The sequence below is a fragment of the Cupriavidus ulmosensis genome (assembly GCF_977008105.1).
The window spans coordinates 2,014,012-2,033,740 of sequence record NZ_CDRMWP010000002.1 but is presented as its reverse complement, the minus strand read 5'-3'; the positions used below and the strand labels follow the sequence as shown (position 1 = coordinate 2,033,740).

The 19,729-nt window shown below is 62.5% G+C and carries 6 protein-coding genes and 1 pseudogene; 6 read left to right on the top strand and 1 reads right to left on the bottom strand.

Going from position 1 to position 19,729, the window contains the following annotated elements:
- Window positions 1-50 precede the first annotated feature (50 nt).
- From ACWTPI_RS28675 to ACWTPI_RS28660, 4 genes are all read left to right on the top strand, one after another.
- On the top strand, window positions 51-14,666 hold the full coding sequence (locus ACWTPI_RS28675) for a carbohydrate-binding domain-containing protein (RefSeq protein WP_454733431.1): 14,616 nt from the start codon (window positions 51-53) through the stop codon (window positions 14,664-14,666).
- Between the two features lie 6 nt (window positions 14,667-14,672).
- On the top strand, window positions 14,673-15,107 hold the full coding sequence (locus ACWTPI_RS28670; RefSeq protein ID WP_454733430.1) for a tetratricopeptide repeat protein: 435 nt from the start codon (window positions 14,673-14,675) through the stop codon (window positions 15,105-15,107).
- A 796-nt stretch (window positions 15,108-15,903) separates the two neighbouring features.
- Window positions 15,904-17,424, top strand: a complete 1,521-nt coding sequence (locus ACWTPI_RS28665) for a hypothetical protein (RefSeq protein ID WP_454733429.1) — start codon at window positions 15,904-15,906, stop codon at window positions 17,422-17,424.
- A gap of 104 nt (window positions 17,425-17,528) precedes the next feature.
- Window positions 17,529-17,711: a hypothetical protein gene (locus ACWTPI_RS28660; RefSeq protein ID WP_454733428.1), complete on the top strand. Its 183-nt coding sequence runs from the start codon at window positions 17,529-17,531 to the stop codon at window positions 17,709-17,711.
- Window positions 17,712-17,740: 29 nt separating this feature from the next.
- Here ACWTPI_RS28660 and ACWTPI_RS28655 read toward each other — a convergent pair.
- A pseudogene (locus ACWTPI_RS28655) lies at window positions 17,741-17,953 on the bottom strand (transposase); the annotation flags it as partial.
- 240 nt (window positions 17,954-18,193) lie between these two features.
- Between ACWTPI_RS28655 and ACWTPI_RS28650 the strand changes: the two are divergent.
- The gene (locus ACWTPI_RS28650; protein ID WP_454733427.1) at window positions 18,194-19,459 is read left to right on the top strand and encodes a DUF6883 domain-containing protein; all 1,266 of its coding nucleotides are present in this window, start codon (window positions 18,194-18,196) and stop codon (window positions 19,457-19,459) included.
- 8 nt (window positions 19,460-19,467) lie between these two features.
- On the top strand, window positions 19,468-19,662 hold the full coding sequence (locus ACWTPI_RS28645) for a DUF4926 domain-containing protein (protein WP_454733426.1): 195 nt from the start codon (window positions 19,468-19,470) through the stop codon (window positions 19,660-19,662).
- Window positions 19,663-19,729 lie beyond the last annotated feature (67 nt).

Genomic DNA, 19,729 nt, shown 5'->3' with positions numbered 1-19,729 from the left:
GGCGTGGATGGGCGGGTCACTAAACAAGATCGTCGAAGACTGGATAAGTAATGAAGAAGCGTGAGGCAAATTGCCCCGCGCTGCTTTCACGACCGAGCCGGTCGGCACGCTTACAGGATGCCAAGATGGTTGCGATTGTCACGGGAAACGGATTGGGAATTCGGACAGGGTCGAGTTTTGTGCTGGGGGGCCGCGGCCAGCTCGGCGAAGCCGCCCTTGGGCGCGGCGGCGACAAGATCTACGTCAATGCGAAGACCGGCAATCTGCACATCAAGCATCTCGATGCGACGTTGATGGGTGTCGGCTCAGGCGTGGAGCTGACGCGGGCGTACAACAGCCTGGGGCTGATGAATGACGACAACGGCGACAACTGGCAACCCGGCCAGTTCCGTGTGGCGGGACTGGTGTCCGGCGCGGTCGGCACGGCGGGCAGCGTTGCGCGCCGCGTCGATTGGGATGGCTCCGAGGTCCTGTATGGCTGGGATGCGGGCAAAGGCTGCTACGTGGCCAGCGAAATGGCGGGAGCGAGAGATACGCTGACGTTCGATGCCAGCACCAGGCAGTGGCGCTGGAAGGGTGGTACCGATGGCGTGACGGAAGTCTACGACGGCGGCAATGGCGGCCGCGTGTTGTCGCGGGCCGACCTCAGCGGCAACACCGTGAGCTATGCCTATAACGCGGCTGGCTATCTTGGCAGCGTGCGTACCGCCAACGGCGAGAGCATCTACCTGGACTACACGGGCAAGCTGTTGACTCGCTTGCGCAGTGAGGCGAAGAGTTCCGACGGTGCGCAGGCCGTGCGCACCATCGTGCGCTATCAATACGATGCCAGCGGCCGGCTGAGCCGGGTTGGGGTGGACGTGAGCCCGGACGACGACAGCGTGGCGGATGGCAAGGAATACTGGACGACCTATGCCTATGACGGGGCCAGCAGCAGAGTCAACCGGACCGAGCAGTCCGACGGTACCCGGCTGGAAATCTCCTATGTCGAGATGGGTGGCATCTATCGGGTGGGATCGATCCGCGAAACCGTGGACGGCACGGCGCGTAGCACTACCTTTGCCTACGGAGCGGATGGCAAGACCACCGAGGTCGTCGACAATCTGGGTCAGAAGACCACGCTGGCATATGATGCCCAGGGTCGCCTGACCCAGGTCCGGACAACTGGCGCCGGCGGTGTCCCGGATACCGTCAGCTACGCCTACGATGCGCGCGGCAACGTGACATCCGCTACCGATGCACTGGGCCGGACGGTCAGTTACCTGTATGACAACAACGGCAATCTCGCCGTGCAGCGCGACCAGGCCGGCAATACGATTCGTCGTAGCTATGGCGAGGCAAACCTGCTGATGTCGGAGACCACGTACCTGGTGCCGGACCCGGATGGGGCGGGCGCGGGTCAACCCGGCAAGCCGCTGACGGTGCGCTACGTCTACGACAAGCAGTCGCGCCTGCGCTTTGCGCTGAGCGCGGAGGGGCGCGTCAGCGAATACCGGTACGACGGTTTCGGGCAGCGTGTCACCGCCATCCAGTATCAGGCACGCTGCTATGACGTCTCCACGCTGCCGGTCGATGCCGTTCTGAGCGAGAGCCAGTTGCAGGCATGGGCGCTCGCACAGCCGGGCAACCAGACTCGCCGCACCGATACGGCCTACGATTTTCGCGGCAACGTGGCGCGTGTCACTGAGTACGGCGCCGTCCGGCCGGACGGCGTGGGCATCGCGAGCGCGGGCAGCGCAACAGTGACCACGCTGTATGTCTATGACCAGGCGGGGCGCTTGCTTGAACGCCGTTCGCTCTCGTCGGCATCGGGACAATCCGAGCGCTTCGTCTACGATGGCCTGGGGAGGCTGCAGAATGTCACCAGCGCCACCGGCGCGTTGACGCTGTACCAGTATGACGACGCCGGCCGCAAGACCACGGTGACGCTGGCCAATGGGCTGGCCAGGACCTCGCTGTTCAACCAGGCGGGCGAACTCGTGTCGCTGACGGAATCCGGTGCCGGCGTCCAGACATCGGTCAGCAGGCGGTTCTACGATGGCCTGGGGCGACTTCGCATCGTGCTCGACGAACGCAAGGCTCGTTCCCAGGTGCTGTATGACGAGGCGGGTCGCAAGGCGGCAGAGATCAATTCGGAGGGTGCGTTCACCGAGTATGTCTACGATCGCAGTGGCAATCTCGCCAGGACGATCCACTACGCTACGCGGCTGACAACTGCCCAGCGCGCGGTGCTGTTCGACGCCACCAGCGGGAAACCCATCGAGCGCAAGGACGGTGTGCCGCTGACCCTGGACAATGCCGGAGTCAGGCCGGCGGCGTCGGCGCAGGACCGCGTGGACTATCGATTCTATGATGCTGCCGGCCGCCTGTACAGGACGGTCGACGGCGCCGGATCGGTGGTGGAATACCGCTACGACGGTGCTTCGCGCCTCGTGGCGACGCTTGCCTATGCGCGGCAAATCGATATGGCGGCATTTGCCGCGGATCCGGTTGTCACCCGGGCGACCCCCGTTGCGGATGCCGCTGACAGGCTTACCAGGCAGTTCTATGACGGCGACGGCAAGCTCACCGGCCAGCTCGATGCCGAAGGCTACCTCACCGAGTATCGCTACGATGCTGCGGGCAACAGGACACACAGCATAGCCTACGCAACGGCCATCGGCGGCGCCCAGCGCGCGGCGGAGACCCTGGCGGGACTGAAAGCCACGGCGAGCGCGATGGATATCCGGCAGTTCTTCTTCTACGATGCGCGAGGCAATCTCACGTCGGCCGTGGACGGCGAAGGCTATCTCACCAGTTATCGCTATGACGAGACTGGCAGGCTGGCCGGGAAGGTGGAAGGCGGCCGCGTCGATCCGGCACAGTTCACCGCGCCGCAAACGGTACCGCTGACCTTTCAGGCGCGCGGCTCGGTTGCCAATGGCGAGTGGCCGGCACTTGAGGTATGGGTGGACGGCAAGAAAATCACCACGCTCACCATTGATGTCATCGAGTCCGCGAATTACACGGTAAACGTGCCGGATGTCGTGCCGTTCGCCACGCACGAGATTGCGCTGGTATTCACCAACGACCTGTTGACTGCCACCGAGGATCGCAATGTCTGGGTGCGCAACGTCAAATTCGGCGCGCGTTCTCTGGAGGCCGGGGTGGATACCTCGGTTTTCGACCAGGGTGTGGGCGCCGCCGCATTTGATGGGCTGTCCGTCGCAGCCACCGCGGTTGGCGGGACCAAGACGATAAGCCGTGGTGGCGCGGTCCGCTGGGCCGTGGATCCCGCCGCCACGCTGGCCGCCTTTGCGAAGATGCCAGCGAATCCGCGCCGGACAGCGTATAGCTACGACGCGGATGGTCGCTTGCTGACCACTACCCGCTATCTTGCCGGTGGGGCGACGGAGTCCGACACGGTGGCATACGATGCGGTCGGAAACAAGCTCGCGGAGACGGTCGCCGGGCAGACCGTGCGCTGGCGTCGCGACGCCCAGGGCCGCGTGGTCCAGGAACTCTTCGGCGAAGGTAGTGCGGCACTGGCCGCGCTTGGGAATGGCGCCACACAAGCAGATCAGGATGCCATATGGTCCGCTTGGGCAACTTCCTATGCCTACGATATCGCGGGGCGCCGCATCTCGGCGACGAATGCCAACGGTATCCGTACCCTGTACTACTACAACAACATCGGACAACTGGCCTATACGGTCAACGGCGCGGGAGAACACGTCGGATATCTGTACGATGGCCTGTCTCGCTTGATCGAGACCCGTATCTATATCAACCGATTGGACGCCGCCGGACTGGCGGCTTTGACTGGTGGCGCGATAACCACCGGCTTTACCGATCTGATTCAGGCTGCCGGCGGAAAGTACACCAACAACAAGATCACCTACGGCAAGCAAGGTGCTGTCGAGCAGACCACCGATGCGCTTGCGAAGGCGACCAGATTCAGCTACAACGCCTTCGGCGAACTGGCCGGCACGATTTCGCCGGCAGTTGGGGGCCAATCGCGCCAGGCCACGCGCGCGTATGACCGGCGCGGCCTGCTGCTCGTCAGTACCGCGGACGCGGCGGAGGGTGGCCTGAAGCTCTCCACCCGGACCGTCTATGACGCCTTCGGCCGGGCCACCCAGATCACCTTGCCCAACGGCGCGGTGCGCAAGCAGGCCTACGATCGGAACGGCAGGGTGATTGCCGTCACCGATGCGCTCGGCCAGCAGACGGGCATGAGTTATGACGCATTCGGCAATGTGCTGACGCAGACCGACCGGCTCGGCAACATTACCCGCTACGCCTATTCGGCCTTCGAGCGCGAGCTGAAGATGACCACGCCGGAAGGGCTGGTCACCACTACCACGCGCAACGCGCGCGGGCAGACCATCGCGGTGCAGGACCCATTGGGCAACCGGACAGAGTACAGCTATGACGCAGACGGTCGGCTGCTGACCACCAGACAGGCCGCCGGCGCGCTCGATCTGGTCAGTAGCCAACGCTACGACCGGGCGGGCCAGTTGACCGAGAGCATCGATCCGAATGGCAACAAAGTGGCGCTTGCCTACGATGCGGCCAGCCGGCTGCTGACGCGCACTGTCGATCCTGGCGGCCTGGCGCTGGTTACGACCTACGCCTACGACAGCAGCGGCCGCGTGGTGAGGGCGACCGATCCGGGCGGCATGGTGACGGAAACCACCTACGACGCCAATGGCCGTTCGGTCAAGGTCGTGGTGGACCAGGGTACCGGCACGCTCGCCCTCACCACGGCGATGAGCTATGACGACGCCGGCAATGTGGTCAGGATCGTCGAGGGAAGCGGCAGCCCGGCGGCGCGCACGACGGTCCATGTCTACGATGGCGTGGGGCGGCGCATCGAGTCCGCGGTGGATCCGACCGGACTGAACCTGGTGACGCGATATGCCTACGATGCCGCGGGCAATGTGACCGCGCGCACCGATGCGGCCGGGAACGTGACCCGCTACGTTCATGACGGCGAAGGCCGCGTGATCTATGTGGTTGACGCCACCGGCGGCGTGTTACGGCAGGAATACGATGCCGAGGGTCGCCTCGCGACCCGCAGCGCTTATGCCAGGCGCATTTCGCTATCCGGATTCGGCTTGACGTTGAGTTCGACAGAAGTGGCGGGCCGCGTCGCGCCAGACACGAGTGCCGACCGCGTGGAGCGCTGGGTGTACGACAAGGATGGCCGGCTGCGCTACAGCATCGACGGCCGCGGCTACGTCGAGCAGCGGATCTATGACAAGGGGGGCAACGTTGTCTGGCATGCGCGCTATGGCGGCGAACTCGTTTCTCCCGAGGTGTTGACGCCGGCAACCGTGGCGGCGGCAGTCACGGCGCAGGGGCTCTCCGCCCTGCTCACCAATAGAGTCACGCGCTATGTGTTCGATGCAGCGGGCCGGCAGACCTTCAAGATCACCGGCGGGCAGGTTACCGAATACCGCTATGACAAGGCGGGCAGTTTGCTCGCCACGGTGGCCTATGCGACTCGCTACGCCACTTCAGACAATCCGAGCGATGCCGCCATGCGTGCGTGGTTGGCAACCGGCAGCAATAGCGCCGATGCACGGGGCAGCCAGAGCCGTTACGATGCCGCCAACCGGCTGAAGTATGAGGTGGACGCTGCCGGATACGTCACGCAGTACGATCGCGACGAGGCTGGCCGGACGGTCCGTACCGTCCGCTACGCCAGCGCCGTCAAGGTGTCGGACGGCACGACCTCCGCTTCGTTGGCGGCGGCGCTGGCGTCGCAGCCACCGGCATCCGCCGCGGTAACCGAATCGCGCTACGATCGTGCCGGCAGGCTGTTCGAATCGGTCGACGCAGGCGGGGTGGTCACGCGCTTCGAACGGGATGCACTGGGGCAAGCGACAAAAACGTTCGAGGCCTTTGGCACGGTGGACGAGTCAGTGACGTTGCGGCGCTACGATCGCGCGGGCCGGCTCTACAATGAAACGCTCGGCTATGGCAGGCCGGAAGCCTCTTCGACCTTGTATGAGTATGACGCCTTGGGACGTCTGACCCGGCGCATCGATCCGCTCGGCCATGAGCTTAGCGAATCCAACAGCAACTGGGCGCTCGGCGAACGCAAGGCGATGGGCATGGTCGGTGCCGATGGCAATGTGCTCGTTGCCACCGCATTGAGCGCCCAACAGAAGGAACTGCTGCGTTCCCGTCATGCCACCAGCTTCCAGTACGATGCGCTGGGCCATGTCGTGATGGAAACGGATGCGCTCGGCGGCACGCGCAGGACCGAATACAACGCCTTCGGCAACGCCGTCAAGGTGGTGGACCCATTGGGCAACGCCGGATATTTCTACTACGACCGGCAAGGCAATAATGTCCTCCAGGTGGATCCGGAGGGTTTTGTCACGGCCACCGCCTACACGGTATTCGGAGAGGTCGGCACAGTCACGCGCCATGTCAATCGTGTCGTGGGCAGCGTGAGCGCCGCTGTACCGCCAGAGATGCGCACCGCGCCGGCCGAGACGGCGACGACTCCCTATTTGCTTGTTGCCAGCGAGCAGGACGCTACCACGAGTTTCGTTCGAGACCAGTTCGGGCGGCTGACGCGGAGTACCGACGCGCTCGGGAAATACGAGAGCTTCGGCTATGACGGCTTCGGCAACCGCGTCAGCTATCGCAACAAGCTCGGTTGCGTCACCAGCTATCAATATGATGCGCGCGGGTTGTTGATCCGGGAAACCTTGCCCATTACCTCGCGCAACGCGGCCGGCGTCGCGGTTGCCGTTGTCAATAGCTACGGTTATGACGCGCGTGGTAATCGCACGCTTGTCGTTGAAGCCGATGGGCTGCCGGAGCAGCGCAAGACGACATATCAGTTCGACGCCATGAACCGCGAGATCAAGCGAACGTTCGGCGCGGTGCCGCTTTATTCGTTGAGTACACATGCGGAGACACTTGCCACGCTGTCGGAATCGCGTGCCTATGACGCGCGCGGCAACCTGATCCGGGTCACTGCCAAGGACGGCGGAGTCACCACCTCGTACTATGACGCGATCGGCAGAAAGAGCGCAGAGATCTCGGCATTGGGACAACTGACGCAGTGGAGCTACAACCGCAGCGGCGATGTGACCGTCGTGCGGACCTATGGCGACCCGGTGGCAGTGCCCGCGGATCGTGCCTTGCCGCAGCCCGTCAATACTGCGAACGCCAGGGCGACTCTCTATAGCTATGATGCCAACCACCGGCAGATCGAGACGCGTGTCAAAGGCATTACCTTCGGCAGGCGCGATCCCGCCAGTGGAAATTATCAGAAAGGCGTGACCGACGTCGTTACCCGCACGCAATACGATGCCAACGGCAACGCGGTGTTGGTCACAGACGCCAACGGCGGCGAGACTTACTCCTTCTACAACAGATCGGGTGAACTGATTCTCACGGTGGACCCGGAGCGCTATGGTGTGGCCTATGTGCGGGACACGAACGGCAACGCCTTGCGGGAGACCCGCTTTGCCACGCAATTTGGCAATCCCGTCACTACCCAGAGCGATGGCGCGGCGCTCATTCAGCAGTGGACTGTCGCCGGGGCGGACCGTATCACGTTGTATACCTACGACAAGAATGGCCGCGTTCTCAGCGAAGGCCGCCAGAACGTGGAGTACTGGACGGTCGGCTCCAACGGTGCGCTCAGCGGTACCAACAAGGGAGCGGCAATCATCTGGTACAGCTATGACGGCCTCGGCAACGTCACCGGGCGGACCGATGGCAATGCCAGCCGCAGCAACTGGGCCTACGATGCGATTGGCCGTCGCGTGAAGGAAACGTTGCCGCTGTTCGACACCGAAGCGGCAGCCGGCGTGCGGATGGTCACCGACTATGAGTACGACGGCCTTGGCAACGTGGTGCGTGAGATTCGCCGGGGCGCGGACAACAGCTCGGAGGCCGACGACCAGATCACCCTGTATGCCTATGGCTCCCTGGGCCGCCTAGCCCGGCGTGTCGATCCTCAGGGCAACGTAGTGCGCTATGGCTACGATCGCGCGGGCAACGTCAATGCCGTCATCACCGAACGGCTGGACGCCGACGGCACCAAATGGCTCGAAGAAACCGGCATTGCCTACGATCTTGCCGGCCGCGAGACCAGCCGCCGTATGGCCGTGCTCAATGCCTCGGCCAACACATGGAGCACCAAGCCAGTCACGGAGACGCGCTACAACCTCTATGGCGAGATGACCGGCCAGCGCGTGGGCGGCGGCAACGCGGCCGGCGCGTGGCAGAAGGTCAGCGAATACGACCAGATGGGGCGCGTGTGGCGGACCAACGCCGGCGCGGGCGTGACCAAGGTCTATCTTTACGATGCCATGGGCAACGCCACGGCGGAGTTCGAGTCGCAGACCCTGGATCTGAACTCGCTGTCGCTGGACCAGATTCTGGCCAGTCCGCAAGTGATGCGTACCGTCGTGGTCTATGACAAGCGCAATCAGATACTGGAGCGGATCACGCCACAGATGAATGTGTCGGGAACCGGTGCCACGCTGCAGGCACGCAACGTGAACATGGTCACCGGGAGTTTCGACAATGTCACGGCGAAGATCGGGGCCTCGCAGGCAGGTTCGACCGGCAGCCTGCGGGAACTGAATAATCTCTCCGATATTGCGGCCAGCAGCAAGCCGCGTGTGACGACGTCGTTTGACGTTGGCTACACCATGTCGGAAAACAATGTCGTACAACGCGCTTGGGTAAATTCCATGCGTGTGACGGTTCCCGATCGGATCAAGGAGTTTCTTGGGGCGGACAAGCTGACGGTCAGGGTGAGTTATCGCTTCATGGGGAGCGGCTGGCGTTCCAATCCGATTTTTTCGGATACTCCCTTTTCCGATAGCCAGAACAAGCCGGAGTCGACTGTAAGTCAGATATACACCGGGGGATCGGCGATTAACATCCCGTTGAACTGGAGCAGCAATGGCGGCGGGACGACGCTGCTTTACGAGAAACTTTCACTTCAGTACACCATTTATTTCGATGTCGAGTCCAATGGAGTCTCGGATCCGGGCGTGATGAGCTTCCGCTCGGATAACATCAAATTCATCGAGACGGCGAACGGCCCCAACAATTCCCGTAGCACGACGTATTACCCCACTGACACGCCGGCGGTGACAGGTGACCGCGTGTCCAATCTGCTCCAGCTTCACACCAGCGACAATGCCCAGGCCACCGATGTCTACTATCGGCAAAAGGGCGCCACGGGTTCCTTCGCCAAGCTGTCCAAGGTATCTGTCAATGGCCACAGCTACGCCCAACTGAACGGCCTGGCGACGGGCAACTACGAGATCCTCCTGGTCTCCACCAAGCCGGGCGGCGGCTTCGAGCGCTTTACACGCTATGACCTTTCGCGTGACGCAGGCAGCCAGGCCAACACTTTGAGGAAAGTCAGTCACGGCAACAACGTGCGCGGTACTGGTTATCAGCTCACTGCGACCGGAGGCTTCGTATTCAATGCGGGGGTTCTGACATGCTATGACTTGCGCACGGCAGGCGGCGTCAAGCCGGCGAAGGTTGCCATCCGCTATCGGCCGCTCGGGTCGTCCGGCGCGTACAGCGCCACGACACTTGCAGTCCCGGACATCAATAGTGGATACAGCTGGAATGTATCGGGACTGGCGAGCGGTGACTACGAGGTGATCTTCGACCTCAAGAATGCCGACAACGCACTGCTCGACACCATGCGAGGCACGCTTACCGTTGGCGGCTCGCCGAACCTGGTGCTGAACTACGTCAAGAGCCTGCCCAGCAGCGTCGTCTTCAGCAACCTGAGTACGCAGACGAAGAGTCTCGAGATTCTCTATCGCCGCTCCGGATCGACTGGCGCGTTTTCACGGCAGACCCTCGCATCGTCCGGCAGTTCGTCGCTGGCTTGGGACGCGAGCGCTCTGGTGCCGGACAACTCGCTGCTGTACGACTACGAGATCGAATACGTGGCTCGAGACCAGGATGGCTTTGTCGTCAATCGCGGTGTGGGGCGCATGACGCTGGGTGCCACGGGGCAGGCCAACAGCATCACGATAGCGGGGAGCACGCGGCCGCCGGTGCTGGCCTTCACGCCACCCGCCGGCAGCACCCGGCTGGAACTCTATTATCGGGTCGCCGACCCGGATGGCACGCGCGACTTCACGAAGGTGCTCCTGAATGCGCTGCCATCGGGCGCATTCAAATGGGATGCCAGCCTGCTCGATCCCGCCCGGACCTATGAATACTATTACGACGCATTTTCCGGCGCCAGCAATCTCGGCCGCAGTACCGGCACGTTCAAGCCGGATGTCAGGGATGCCTCCAACGGAAAGAACCAATCGGTGCAATATGTCCTGGAGGGCTTGTACGAGAAGGGGGTGACGATCCATCGAAAGCAGACGCGGAATGCATATGGCGAAGTCATCAGTGAAGTCGATGGGCGCGGAAATACAACGCAGTTTGTCTACAACACGCAGGGCGCGCTGATCCGCAAGGTCGACGCCCGGACCTCGATCACCAACGAAGCCGGAGTCAAGCAGACCGTGGCACCCACCACGTACTACTACGTGGATCGCGCCGCGCAGACGGTGGGTACGCGCGATGCGAACGGGTATGTGAATACGCGGCGGCTCAGTTACGGCATGCCTGAACCGGTTGTGATCCAGCAATGGAACGCGGGTAGCCTCAACGAGAGCGCGCCCGGCGGTGGCACGCGGCTGATGCGTTACGACATCTTCGGCAATCGTGTCGCGGAGATCGATGAGCTGGGTCGTCGCACAGACTATCGTTACGACAGCAATAATCGGCTGATTCGCGTCGAACGTCCAGCGCAGGCCGACGGCAGCCGCCTTGTCGATCAGTATCAGTACGATTCTCTCGGCAATCGCATTGTCACGACGGATGCTTCGGGCGGCCGCACGCGTACCTACTATGACGAAATCGGCCGTGTGATCAAGCAGGTCAGCGCGGCCGGGCGGGCTACGCAATATAGCTATGCCTACGACAAGATCGTTCTCGGCGCCGGCGGGGCGCAGGTTGGTGGCTGGAAGATCACCACGACCCAGGCGGACGGCAGGACGCTGGTGGATCAGCAGGACATCGACGGCCGCACAAGCTGGCACAGCGACCTCGGCGGCCGCAAGTTCGTCTACAACTACAACTGGGCGGGTCTGGTGTCGGGGCAGACATCCAGCAATGGGCAGAACATCGCCTTCGAATACTACGCCAACGGCCTGACGAAGACGGTCCGGGATCTCGCCATCAAGACTGTCTCCAGCTATGAGTATGACGAAGACGGCAACCGCACCTTCGAGGGTTACTACGACTCCGGCAGAAACCGGGTGTTCCAGCATGCCTACATCGAGTACGACGCGCTGAATCGCATCAAGCGGATCAAGGACAGTGGCCAGTCTGGCGACGCGCCCGAGAAGAGCCGCTACACGGTGGATTACGAGTATGACGCGGTAGGCAACCGCCGGCGCATGGTGGCAACGTACCGTGACACGGTGGCGGGCAGAGCCTCGGTGCAGAACTACTGGTATCGCTACGATGCGCAGAACCGCTTCGTAGTGACCATGGGCAAGCTGGAAGGCGGCAAGATCGTCGGCGGGGCAAGTGGTGACGGCGTGGAGCTCGGTTACAACGCGGCCGGGGAGCGCAAGTCGGCGTTCTACGCGAGCGACCAGCGCACAGAACGCTACGAGTACGACAGCAATGGCCGGTTGACGCAGGTGATGCTCAACGGAAAGCTGGTGAGCGAGCGCACGCTGGACGCGCTGGGCCGCGTGCGGGTGTATCAGACGTGGAATACGGCCGGTGCGTGGACTTCGACGACCACGCGCGCGTGGGATGCGGACGGCGCGCAGACGAGCGAGGCGGTGCGGCACCTGAATGACAAGAGCCAGGAAGTCCGCAGCGATGCCACATACGTCAACAACGCCGATGGGAGCGTACAGTCGATTACCACCAGCACGACAGTGGCGGGCGGCAGCGCCAGCACGCAGACGCTGAACTACACCTACGAGCAATGGGACAGCGCAAAGCAGAAGACGATCAAGCTGGGTACCGGTTGGGCCGATAGCAGTTCGCTGTTCGAATACGACGTCAACGGTCACCTGAGGAGTGCGGTGGACGTCAACGGCGGACGCAAGTTCGACTACGACACGGACAGCGACGGGCGGGTGCTGAACCGGCAGGAATACCTTGGCGTCACGGTAAAGGATGGCAAGGTGGTCAGCGCGACGTCGAATCGCTACCGGCAGTATTACTACGCAAACGGCCACCGCGTCGGCAATGCGGGCACGGACGAATCGGAGCGTGCGGACTACGTGCAGGAACTGGCACGGATAACGGCGGCGCCGGAATCCAAGCTGGAGTCGTACAAGCGGTTCAAGCCGGTGATGTCGGCGGATTTTGATGAGAACTATCAGCCGATCACGGGCAATTACCCGGCGGTGACGCCGGGCAGCTACACGGTGCGCGGCGGGGACACGCTGCGCTCGGTGGCACAGGCAGTGTGGGGCGACGCGGCGCTGTGGTATGTGCTGGCGGATGCCAACGGACTGTCGGCGGACGAAGCGCTGAAGCCGAACACGACGCTGGTGATTCCGAACAAGGTCACCAACATCCACAACACGGCGCAGACCTTCAAGCCGTACCAGGCGGGCCAGGGCGTGGGGGACGCCTCGCCGACGATGCTGGATCCGCCGCCGCCGCCGCAACCGAAGGGAGGAGGCGGGTGTGGTGGCATAGCGAGTGTGATCGCGGTGGTCATCGCGGTCGTGGTGGTCGCGGTGGTGACGGTGTACACGAGCGGCACGGGGACGGCGCCGACGATGCAAGCGCTGGGCGGGGCGGGCGCGGGCGTGACGGGAAGTGGGGCTGCGGCCGGCGGTGCAGTTGCTGGCGCGGCGGCGAGTGCTCCATTGTCGCTGGGTGCCTCGATCGGCTACGGAGCAGCGGCGGGAGCCGCGGCGTCGGCGCTGAGCCAGGGGGTGATGATCCTGGCGGGCGAGCAGCATGGATTCAACTGGAAGGGTGTGGCGCTGGGGGCGGTGGGAGGCGCGATCTCGGGCGGCTTGGCAGGTGCGGGCGTAGGTTCGTCGCTCAACCCGATTGGCGCCGGCATGGTACGCGGGGCGATCGGCTCAGCAGCGACGCAGGGCGTGGCGCTGGCGAGCGGGATGCAGCAGCGCTTTGACTGGCGTGGCGTGGCGGCATCGGCGATCGCCGGTGGGATAGGCGCAGGGATCGGCGAGGCGGCCGGCGCGGCGAAGTGGAGCCCGCTGGCGCGGCAGGTGAGCAGCGGGTTGGGGGCTGGGTTGGCGAGCGCGGGAGTGCGGGGGGATTTGTCGGCGCAGAGCCTGGGGTATATCGCGGCGGACTTGGTGGGGAATACGATCGGGAACCAGGTGGCGGAGCGGTTGGTGGAGGGGGTGGGGCGGGTGGAGGGGGGTGGCAATGCGTTGGGCAGCAGTCTCGCGGGAGGCAATTCCAGCGGTAGCAGCAGGACCAGCCAGGAGCAGGCGCTCGCGCAGGCACGGGGCAACGTGATGAGTTTCGGCAGCGTCTATGGAAATGCTGATGGTTCGAGCTACTTGAGCAATACGCCCACGAGTGGCATGTTCGACGGACTAGCGGTTGCACAAAACACGCCAGTTCCGGTTCTGTTGGCCAGCAACGGTGGTATTGTGAGCGATGCGATGCCGAGCCCCGATGCGGAGGTTTTGCGGCGGGCGACGAATGGATTCGACCCCGCGTTCCCGCATGTCGGGCCGCGGGAGGAGAACGGGCAGATGCCGCAAATCACCGTGGGCGCGAAGGCGCTGCCGGTGAATGGCGGCTTTGGTCAAAGCGTGGCCTATGACCAGTTTGGGCAGCCGCTGAATGGGCCGTCGAACTTCGATTGGGGCACACAGTTCGGACAGATTTGGGGTTCGAACGATTCGCTGGGCACGAAGCTGGGCCGGACCTGGGACTTGGCGAACTACACGGTGCCGGACGCGCAGCAGCGCATCGCGCAGATGCGACCGCAGTTGAGCCCTGGGGCCGCTGCGTTGGAAAATATGCTCGGCAGCCCCATGGCCGCCATTGGCGGCGGGGCGGCGTACTTGCTTGGCGGGTCTCACGTGGATGCGTACAACGCTTCACGAGCTATGGGTGCCGTGGATGGCATGCTAGCCGGCGTGGCTGGGTACCAGATGCCGCGTGCGCCGCAGCCTGGACAAGCTGCCGCCGCGAGTAGAATTAGGACGCGGTCTCCTGAGACATCTGGGGATGTGACACTTGATGGTGGCGCAAGCACGAGCGCACGCCTTCGTTACATGGGGGCGACTCCGGACAAGTACTCCCGAACTGGCCAGGAAGTTGTGGAACGTATGCGCACGGAGGGGCTAGTTGCAGGGGAGGGGCCACTCCTGCGAGGAAATCCCAACAACTTACAGTTGGTCGGGCCGGACGGTGCTTTGAGGCGTATCGACTCCAAGGTCGATATGGCTCATACGGTTGACGCGGTGACTTGGTGGAATAATGTTGGTCGCTTCTATGGCCCTAAAGCGCCGGAAGTGCGGCAATTCATGCTGAATTCGGACAACTATGTGTTGCAGCCTAGCTCAATAAATCGTTCCGATGGAGCAAGGCTTGGGCAAACATATCAACCGCCGGTGGTTCCGGACTTTACGACACTAAAGAGGTAAGGCGAGATGAGCAATTCATTTGAGCTTGATGCCTCAACACACGAGGCAATCAAGACATTGTGTGCAGCTGGAGACAGGCTGGCAGAGACGAGAAGCTATGAGGCAGCCATTGCCGAGTACAACAAGGCGTGGTTGTTGGTGCCGGAGCCAAAGAGCGAATGGCAGGCATCGACGTGGATTCTTGCGGCAATCGCTGATGCATGCTTCTTGTCTGGCTATAAGACCTCGGCTCGGGAGGCACTGCAGTTTGCTATGACCTGTCCGGGGGCAGTTGGTAACCCGTTCCTGCATTTGCGCTTGGGTCAGGTGCTACTCGATGGTGGCGACGAGGATGGCGCGGCTAACGAGCTCATGCGTGCCTATATGGGCGGAGGGTTAGAAATCTTCGCTCCGGAAGACGCTCACTATCTCGACTTCCTGAAAACGAGGGCAAAGCTCTAGCTTTGTCATTCGACCACTTCGTTACACCGCCCGCCTCGCGCGGGCGTTGTCGTTCCTGGCGTCCGGGTTCGCTCTCGGCCGCCTGGCCGGCGGCATCTCAAACTCCCCGCAAAGCCTTACCGGGAGCCGGTCTCCGGTAAAAGGCTAAACCCGAGTCGCTTACTCCTGACGTAGACCTGCACCTGCGGGTCTGCCGAGCCCCGGCCGGCGCCCACAGGCGTTGAGCCGGGTTCGCTACACCTTGCACACCCACTCGTCAGGAGCGACCCATGCAGGCGTAGGCTCGTCGCTCAACCTGATTGGTGCCGGCATGGCACGCGGTGCGATCGGCTCGGTGGCGACACAGGGTGCAGCACTAGCGAGCGGGATGCACGAGCACTTTGACTGTCGGGTGTGGCATCGCAGTCGTGGTGGTTGCCGTGGTGACGGTGTACACGAGCGGCACGGGGATGGCGCCGACGATGCAAGCGCTGGGCGGGGCGGGCGCGGGCGTGACGGGAAGTGGGGCTGCGGCCGGCGGTGCAACTGCTGGCGCGGGGGCGAGTGCTCCATTGTCGCTGGGTGCCTCGATCGGCTACGGAGCCGCAGCGGGGGCAGCGGCTTCAGCGCTGAGCCAGGGGGTGCTGATCCTGGCGGGCGAGCAGCATGGATTCAACTGGAAGGGTGTGGCGCTGGGGGCGGTGGGAGGCGCGATCTCGGGCGCGGGCGTAGGTTCGTCGCTCAACCCGATTGGCGCAGGCATGGTACGCGGGGCGATCGGCTCAGCGGCGACGCAGGGGTGGCGCTGGCGAGCGGGATGCAGCAGCGCTTTGACTGGCGTGGCGTGGCGGCATCGGCGATCGCCGGCGGGATAGGTGCGGGGATCGGCGAGGCGGCCGGCGCGGCGAAGTGGAGCCCGCTGGCGCGGCAGGTGAGCAGCGGTTTGGGGGCTGGATTGGCGAGCGCGGGAGTGCGGGGGGATTTGTCGGCGCAGAGCCTGGGGTATATCGCGGCGGACTTGGTGGGGAATACGATCGGGAACCAGGTGGCGGAGCGGCTGGTGGAGGGGGTGGGGCGGGAGGGTGGGGTTGGCAATGCATTGGGTAGTAGCCTAGCGGGCCGCTCTAGTAACTCGAATAGCATGCAGGAAGATGTGCTGGGGCAAAAGATCGCCGAGTTGCAGCAGTCGCCTGTCTGGAACGATTCAGCTACTCTAAGCCCTAACTCGGGTTCGGCGTGGGAAGGGAATTTCTATGGAAATCCGTCGGCCTTCAGTTATCTAAGTGATACACGGGTCAGTGGTGTATTTGCGAAGGCTGATAGCTATGCCGAGAGCGATACGGATCGAAGCATGTCCCCAGAAGACCTACAGGCGTGCACGAATGTTGTCGAAGATCGATTGCGCTGGGAGCTCGCGGGGCAGGAAGCGCGAGATGCTTCATTGGAAGGCGGGCGGCTGCTAGCCACAGGCGGGCCGGCGCGTAGCATGCCGCGGGGAGGCGTCGGTAACTTCGAGATGGTACGCAACGGCAATTGGGATGCTGCTCTGAATCTTGCTGCTGATCCAATGGGTATACTCGGTGAATTGCCGGCCTTAAGGCAAGATTTGGGCAAGCTTAGTCAGCTTCAGGCCGAGGGTCGTATCGAGGCAATGCGTCAGGCTATGAATACTGCCGGTGTGCAGAATGTACCTAGTTATTCCGAAGCTTGGTCAGTGGGGCCAGATGGTGTTGCTACGAACGTTCGGGACTACGGTGCGACTGCTGAAAATATGCAGCGTGTCTATGAGGACTTCGTTCGCGATCAACGGCTGAAGGAGACTTGGGGAGAGGATTATAAGAATCTGCGCATTGGCAAATCGCAAATGGATCCAATCGAGTTCGAAAAGCGAGTTCTTGATGTGCATCAGCAAGTGACGGATGCAGCGTATAAACAGGGCGTCGATGCCATCGCTAGGGGGAAACTTGAGGTGACGGAAGGCGGCTACGCAAAGGCTTTGGGAACCTTCATTGACGGACGGGTGCGTGACCAGTTGCGGGCGTTCGCCGCGGCAGAGGGCCTCAGCGACAGCGCGGCCTCGAGTATCTGGGCTGTCAATCGGCGTATCAAGAGCGATTTGGTCCCTGGCTGGGGTATTCCAGACAACCGGCTGGGCACGAATCTCTATGCAGATACGACGCTAGCACGTAAAAGCGCTTACACACCACAGATAATGAAATGGAACGAAATCCGGCCTGGTAACGTGTTAATTATTCGTCCAACTGAATTAGGGGGGGCGTATGCGATTCCTCGTAACTCGATTCCCCAGTTCACAAGGGCAGCAAATCGAGGTATGTGATGTCATTGAGTGAACGCTTGGCTGACTTCGCCGGAGCACTTACGAGTGCCACTGATGCTCCGGACGAGTATCCCAGTTGGGGGTATGTGACCTATGAAAGTAATATGGCTGACCTCAAGGCACTATGGGCGGAGATTCGTCCCCAATTGAAAAACGATCTTGATCGTGCTGCTTTTATTGAGGGGAAGTTGGACGAGATGTTTAAGGCGTTTGATGAGGGGGAGAGGGAGAGGGGGCGGGATGCGGTTTGGGCGATCTACAACCTGCGTGTCCAGAGCCTAAGCTAGATGTCCCTAATATTAATCCCCAGAGGGGGTTATGCACTTTGCAGGATGGGTATGGCGTGAACCAGCATGAGCATGGCAGAGACAGCGAAGTGCAATTCGGCCAGGGTTTCTAGCAAGCGCTCGTAGCCTCGCGCCAATCTGCGAAAACGATTGGCCTAGCCGAAACTGCGTTCCACCACCCACCGCCGGGGCAGCAAGACAAAGCCCTTCTTGGCTTCGGGCAGCTTGATGATCTGCAACTCCTTTGGCGCCGGCATGGTACGCGGTGCGATCGGCTCAGCGGCGACGCAAGGTGTGGCGCTGGCGAGCGGGATGCAGCAGCGCTTTGACTGGCGTGGCGTGGCGTGGCGGCATCGGCGATCGCCGGCGGGATAGGTGCGGGGATCGGCGAGGCGGCAGGCGGGGCGAAGTGGAGCCCGCTGGCGCGGCAGGTGAGCAGCGGGTTGGGGGCCGGGTTGGCGAGCGCGGGAGTGCGGGGGGATTTGTCGGCGCAGAGCCTGGGGTATATCGCGGCGGACTTGGTGGGGAATACGATCGGGAACCAGGTGGCGGAGCGGTTGGTGGAGGGGATGGGGCGGGAGGGTGGGGTTGGCAATGCGTTGGGCGCGAGCCTCGCCAGTGGCAATTCGAGCGTCACCAGCAGTAGTGGCGAGGCGGCGCTGGCCCAGGCCGGCGGGGGCTACAACAGCGACGCGGCGTACAACCAGCTTGTGGATGCCTTCAGCCAGCCGGGCAGCAGCTATGGCGACACTAGCTTGTTGTCTCCGTGGCAAGCTTCCAACGACCTGACAGGCCCCGGACTGCCTAAGGTGATGTCGGATGCTGGTTACGGTGGATACGACGGCCACGACGCGCGGGTGGCACAGTTGCAGGCTATGGCCGGCCAAGCGCTGAGCGAAGGCGATACCTACGAGCTCAACGGCGCGCCGTTCAACGTGGAAATTACAGGCGTTGGAAAGGCCGGTGGCGTCGGGTCGACTGCAGACGTGCATGCCTACGCGGTTCCCTATCAGAACGTCGTTGGAACGGCACTGCCAGAGTTCGGAGATAGGGTTGCTGCGCAGTCAGGCGGGAATGCCGGGCAGGACTTCCTGCGAGGCTGGTCGGGTGGATACATGGGCGTGATGGAAGGGGCCAATCCATCCACGGCACTGATGGCGGGCAAGTATCTTGGAGATGTCTGGGATAGTACCAAGCAGGCCGTGTACGACATGACGGGCGCTTCGGCGTTTAATGCTGCTAGGGTCAGTCTAGCCGCCGGCGACTACCTTGGTGCGGCATCATGGGGTGCCAAATCCTTCTCCGACGCAGGCATGGCCGTCCTTGGGTTCGGCATGGGCGCCATGCGCCCGGTCGAGGGCGTAATTGCAGCGGCTCCCAGAATGGCGACTGCGCCGGAGTTGGTCGAGGGCTCGTACTCCTTGTTGGGTGCCAATCGTGCGGTCATAGACCCTAGAAAATTGACCGAGTATGCACTGAACCCTGAGCATCCGGTGGGCGGTAACAAGGCTCGCGTATTTGAGTCCGCAATGGGATTCACGCAATCCAATGCCGATGATTTATTGCAACAACTTAGACAAGGCGTGATGGGAAATACTCCTATTCCAGGAAAAATTGACCAGTTTGGCTCACGATTCACTGTTGATATACCTGTAACAGGACCAACTGGAAGCGGTACTGTTTGGAGCGGTTGGATTTATAAGCCAGGCTCTAATGTTCCCGAGTTAACAACCATCTTCGTTAAGTGAGAGTGCGTATGGGCTTGCGAGTGAATGACACGGTGCAGTTGCTAGTGGACCTGCCAGAAGACTCCCTTCAAAAGGGGGCGATAGGGGTCATCGTTATGGCATATGATGAGCCGATAGAGGCCTATGAAGTCGAGTTCTGTGACGAGCTTGGGGTGACCACTGCGCAAGTGGTTTTATACCCGGCGCAAATTGCCTTGCGTTAAAGAACGAGCAGCAGGTCCGACCCAACGCCCGCCCCGCGCGGGCGTTGTCGTTCCTGCCCCCCGGGTT